Consider the following 5,227-nt stretch of genomic DNA (forward strand, 5'->3'; position numbering starts at 1 on the left):
CCGGCTTTGTGTTTGATAATGGGATTGTTAGTATGAAGCATGAGAGTTACCTCGCGTTTTGTTTAAGGATTAGGCACCCATATCAAAACCGGTAACTCTCAACCTTTCAAGGTCCAGTGTCAGATCTAGTCGCGACTAATATACGTAATTATTTGAATGACGTACCGCAGCACACCTCTTTCACCAATGCGCAACTGATGGAAATCATGATGGCGCAAGATTTCCAGGATCTTACCGGTCAGGTTATCAAACGCATGATGACGGTAATTCAGGAAATCGAAAAACAATTGCTGATGGTGTTGTTGGAAAACATGCCAGAGCAATCGGCTGAGAAGAAACGGCCAAATGACAGTTTGCTCAACGGTCCTCAGATGGATAAAACCGCCGCAGGCGTGGTATCCAGTCAGGATCAGGTTGATGACTTGCTCGACAGCCTGGGTTTCTAATGCAGTCAGAGGGAGTGCGGCAGTGCAGAGCCTCCCACTGATGCACACTTCTTTTGCACCGTGATTGATCTGTGGATCAGTCACGGTGTTTCTATTGGTATTACCCTATCCCTGAATAAGCTATAGGTTTGTTTCGTTGTTCAAGCCATAAGGATTGCGGACATTTGTCATGCTAAGCGTTACTCCTTAACCTGACTGAATGCGATCGGAACACGGCTGTGGCTGAAGATAGCGATCTGGAAAAAACAGAGGCACCCACACCCCACCGACAAGAAAAGGCGAGGGAAGAAGGCCAGATTCCGCGTTCGCGCGAATTAACGTCGCTGTTAATGCTGATTTCAGGGCTGGCACTCTTATGGTTTGGCGGCAGCTCGATGGCGCGGAAACTTTATGGCATGGTGGCGCAAGGGCTTCATTTTGACCCTGGGTTAGTCAGTGATGACAAGTTACTACTACGCCATTTGGGGTCATTGCTGATGCAGGGTGTTTCAGCGTTGGTTCCTTTAATGGTTGGCGCTGTACTGGTGGCGATTGCTGCCCCGATGTTACTGGGGGGAGTGCTGTTTAATCCCAGCTCCATTAAATTCGATCTGACCAAGCTGAACCCGATCAGTGGCTTAAAGCGCATATTTTCTTCGCAAGTGTTGGCAGAGCTGTTTAAAGCCATCCTCAAGTCCATATTGGTAGGATTAATTGCTGGCTGGTTCTTGTTACATAACTGGCCAAAGATGCTCCATCTGGTCTTTGAACCGCCTATTGCCGCGTTAGGAGATGCGCTGGAGCTGGTAGCAATATGCGCATTTTTTGTCATCATGGGGCTTATTCCCATGGTGGCTTTTGACGTTTTCTGGCAGCTTTGGAGCCATTTAAAAAAATTGCGTATGAGTAAACAGGATATCCGCGATGAGCATAAGCAAAGTGAAGGCGATCCGCATGTGAAAGGTCGGATACGTCAACAGCAGCGTGCGCTGGCCCAGCGACGGATGATGGCCGATGTGCCAAAGGCAGATGTTATTGTTACCAACCCGACACACTATTCTGTCGCCCTGCAATATGATGATAAAAAAATGTGTGCGCCTCGGGTTTTGGCAAAGGGGGCAGGAGAAATTGCCCTGCGTATTCGAGAGCTGGGTGCCGAACATCGCATTCCCGTGTTGGAGGCACCGCCGTTGGCGCGAGCTCTGTTTCGCCATGCAGAAATTGGCGAACACATTCCAGCAACACTGTATGCTGCCGTGGCAGAAGTATTGGCATGGGTTTACCAACTAAGACGTTGGCGGCGTGAGGGGGGACTCATCCCGCGTAAACCCAAAGATCTTCCTGTCCCGAAAGCGCTTGATTTTGTACCACCTGAAGAGATGAATACCGATGCCTGATTTGGCCTCTTTACTGCGACTACCTACAGCGTTTAAAAACACCCAGTGGCAAATTTTGGCGGGCCCAGTCCTCATTCTTCTGATCCTTTCCATGATGGTGTTGCCGCTGCCTCCCTTCATTTTGGATCTGCTCTTTACCTTCAACATTGCACTCTCCATCATGGTGTTATTGGTCGCAATGTTCACGCAACGCACGTTGGATTTCGCAGCCTTCCCAACCATTTTGTTGTTCTCTACATTGTTGCGTTTGTCGCTGAACGTTGCATCGACGCGTATTATTTTGCTGGAAGGTCATACAGGTACAGCGGCAGCGGGACGTGTAGTAGAGGCGTTCGGTCACTTTTTGGTGGGTGGCAATTTTGCTATCGGTATCGTGGTATTCATTATTTTGGTGTTAATCAACTTTATGGTGATCACCAAGGGTGCCGGACGTATTGCTGAAGTAGGGGCCCGTTTTGTCCTGGATGGGATGCCCGGTAAACAGATGGCAATTGATGCAGATTTAAACGCCGGTTTGATCGGTGAAGATGAAGCAAAAAAGCGTCGTGCGGAAGTTACCCAGGAAGCCGACTTTTACGGTTCAATGGACGGTGCCAGTAAATTTGTGCGTGGAGACGCTATCGCTGGTTTGATCATTATGGTGATCAACATTGTCGGTGGGCTGTTGGTTGGGGTTGTGCAGCACAATATGGCGATGGGCCAGGCAGCAGAAAGCTATACCTTGTTAACCATCGGTGATGGTTTGGTGGCGCAAATCCCCGCGTTAGTTATCTCGACAGCGGCAGGTGTCATCGTTACCCGCGTGAGTACAGATCAGGACGTTGGCCAGCAAATGGTCACGCAACTGTTCAATAATCCACGAGTGATGATTCTGAGCGCTGGGGTGCTGGGACTGATCGGCTTGGTTCCGGGGATGCCTAACTTTGTCTTCTTGCTCTTCACCGCAGCGCTACTTGGATTGGCCTGGTGGATGAAAAAACGTGAGGGCGTTGTGCCTGTCGCTGGCGTTGAACAACAGTTATATGAGAAACCCAAGGTCATTGAAGCAACCTGGTCTGATGTGCAGTTGGAAGATCCGCTGGGAATGGAAGTGGGTTACCGGCTGATACCCATGGTCGATCATCAGCAGGATGGTGAACTGCTGGGGCGAATTCGCAGTATTCGCAAAAAATTCGCGCAAGAGATGGGCTTCCTGCCGCCAGTGGTGCACATTCGTGACAATATGGAATTACCCCCTGCAAGTTACCGTATCTTGATGAAAGGGGTTGAAGTGGGACACGGCGAAGCGTATCCCGGTCGCTGGATGGCGATTAACCCTGGAAATGCATTTGGCGAATTGCCGGGAGACAAGACGCAAGATCCGGCATTCGGTTTGCCTTCTGTGTGGATTGAAGGGGTGTTGAAGGAGCAGGCGCAAACGCAAGGCTATACGGTAGTGGAAGCGAGCACCGTGGTTGTTACACATCTTAACCATCTTATTGGGCTCTATGCGAGTGAGCTGTTTGGCCGCCAGGAAGCGCAGCAACTGATGGACCGTGTCACGCAGGAAATGCAGAAGCTGACTGAGGATTTGATCCCAGGTGTTGTCACGCTGACCACCTTGCACAAGGTGTTGCAAAATCTGCTTAAAGAGAAAGTCTCTATCCGCGATATGCGCACTATTGTTGAAACACTTGCTGAGCACGCGCCTGTACAACCAGATCCTTATGAGCTGACGACAGTGGTGCGCGTTGCTTTGGGCCGGGCCATTACTCAGCAATGGTTCCCTGGTGATGGGGAGTTGCAAGTGATCGGTTTGGATAGTTCCCTTGAGCGAATCTTATTGCAAGCGCTGCAAGGTGGTGGAGGATTGGAACCGGGCCTTGCCGATAGACTTTTAGCACAAGCCAGGCAGGCGCTAAGTCGGCAGGAAATGCTGGGGGCTCCTCCGGTTCTGTTGGTAAACCATGCATTACGTGGTTTGCTTGCGCGCTTTTTACATCGTAGTTTGCCGCAGATGGCGGTGTTATCCAACCTTGAAATCAGTGACAGTCGGCAGATAAGAATGACGGCAATGATTGGAGAAGCATAATGAGTGTTAGACGGCTCTCAGTCTTGTTATTGGCACTTGTACCTCTTGCTGTCTTTGCAGGACAAGGGGGATGGAACGCCAGCACATCAGGGGTGATGTTGACGTATCGTGGTCAACTGTTCAACTCTGCACCTTTGGCTCCTGCGCCATTGCAAGGCGTCAAACCGGATAATTCGATCACTGTGGTATATTGGCGCTATGCCATCGATGGGGTATATGACCCTGGCTTACGCGTTAAACTGTGTACAGTACAACGCTGCGCTGAAATTGAGGGAGGAAGTGGGCAGACACTGGCTTTTCGTGGTTTGCCAGCCACCAGCGAGTTTCGTTTTACCTATTTCCTAGAAGGCAAAGGGCGTGTTTATCGCCCAATAGACATACGGCGAGTAGAAATCGCCGTTAATTATGTGTACTAGCTCAGATCAGGTCTGAGCTAGTACATATGAAGCATGAGAGTTACCTCGCGTTTTGTTTAAGGATTAGGCACCCATATCAAAACCGGTAACTCTCAACCTTTCAAGGTCCAGTGTCAGATCTAGTCGCGACTAATACAGTTTATTCTCAACGAAGGCTAACGTTTGCCGCCCCCTTCAGGGAGCCGTCTCGTGGCTCCCTTTTTTTCATCCTTTGCGTTCAAAACAATTTCCGATCGATTTACAGCGGATTGATATACTTAAAAAGCGCGTAGACACATTTATGTCGCGACGCGTTTCAGGGTGCGCTGGCTGCCTAGTTCTTCACATTGCTGTACCCTAAATAATTCGAGTTGCAGGATAAAACGTTTACGTTTTGAACAGCGCCTGCGCTGGCCCGCAGGGTGAATCTCAGGGGGCTTTGTTGAATAAATAGAACTTTTGGGTAATCATCGGAGCAGATCACCACAGTTGTTTCAAAATCAGGTCTCCATGGCGAAACAAAATGTTAAAATCACCAACTGGCCCTCTTATAACAAGGCCCTCAAGCAGCGCGGTTCTCTAACCGTATGGCTAGATAAATCAGCCATTTCTGCATGGACGGAAAAAACACTACTGAACGGCGTGGACGACCTCTCCACTACTCAGATATGGCCATCACCACAGTCCTGATGATGAAACGCGTGTTTGGCCTTTCATTGAGGGCTTTACAGGGCTTTGTTGACTCGATTTTTGAACTGATTAAATTGTCGCTGCATTGTCCAGACTATTCGCTGCTCGGCAAGCGAGCAAAGACAGTGAACATCAGCATAAAAACGCCAACCCGTGGTGAAATCTCACATCTGGTCATTGATGGAACCGGCCTGAAGGTCTTTGGAGAAGGCGAATGGAAAGTCCGGCAGCATGGTGCCGACAGACGCA

4 protein-coding genes and 2 pseudogenes are annotated in these 5,227 nt (G+C 49.6%); 5 read left to right on the forward strand and 1 reads right to left on the reverse strand.

Annotated features, from left to right (window positions below):
* Positions 1–104: 104 nt before the first annotated feature.
* From QZ506_RS03590 to QZ506_RS03605, 4 genes and pseudogenes are all read left to right on the forward strand, one after another.
* Positions 105–446: pseudogene (locus tag QZ506_RS03590) on the forward strand (protein phosphatase CheZ); the annotation flags it as partial.
* A gap of 218 nt (positions 447–664) precedes the next feature.
* Positions 665–1,822 carry a flagellar biosynthesis protein FlhB gene (gene flhB / locus QZ506_RS03595; RefSeq protein ID WP_291969117.1) on the forward strand — a complete coding sequence of 386 codons (1,158 nt, stop codon included), beginning with the start codon at positions 665–667 and terminating at the stop codon, positions 1,820–1,822.
* Positions 1,815–3,893, forward strand: coding sequence for a flagellar biosynthesis protein FlhA (gene flhA / locus QZ506_RS03600; RefSeq protein WP_291969119.1), 2,079 nt, complete (start codon positions 1,815–1,817; stop codon positions 3,891–3,893). Before flhB ends, flhA begins: the two co-directional genes overlap by 8 nt.
* Positions 3,893–4,309 (forward strand): flagellar protein FlhE, encoded by a 417-nt coding sequence (locus QZ506_RS03605; RefSeq protein ID WP_291969121.1) that lies wholly within the window; start codon positions 3,893–3,895, stop codon positions 4,307–4,309. Before flhA ends, QZ506_RS03605 begins: the two co-directional genes overlap by 1 nt.
* Positions 4,310–4,622: 313 nt before the next feature.
* Here the strand turns inward: QZ506_RS03605 and QZ506_RS03610 are convergent, their stop codons facing one another.
* Positions 4,623–4,775, reverse strand: a complete 153-nt coding sequence (locus QZ506_RS03610; RefSeq protein WP_291969123.1) for a hypothetical protein — start codon at positions 4,773–4,775, stop codon at positions 4,623–4,625.
* A gap of 23 nt (positions 4,776–4,798) precedes the next feature.
* On the opposite strand from QZ506_RS03610, the pseudogene QZ506_RS03615 reads away from it, so the two are divergent.
* Positions 4,799–5,227: pseudogene (locus QZ506_RS03615) on the forward strand (IS5 family transposase); the annotation flags it as partial.

Source organism: Candidatus Symbiopectobacterium sp., from assembly GCF_020054415.1.
Lineage (GTDB): Bacteria > Pseudomonadota > Gammaproteobacteria > Enterobacterales > Enterobacteriaceae > Symbiopectobacterium.

Coding starts and splice junctions, on each gene's coding strand:
- flhA (WP_291969119.1), top strand. CDS start 1,815: ATGCCTGATTTGGCCTCTTTACTGCGACTACCTACAGCGTTTAAAAAC.
- QZ506_RS03605 (WP_291969121.1), top strand. CDS start 3,893: ATGAGTGTTAGACGGCTCTCAGTCTTGTTATTGGCACTTGTACCTCTT.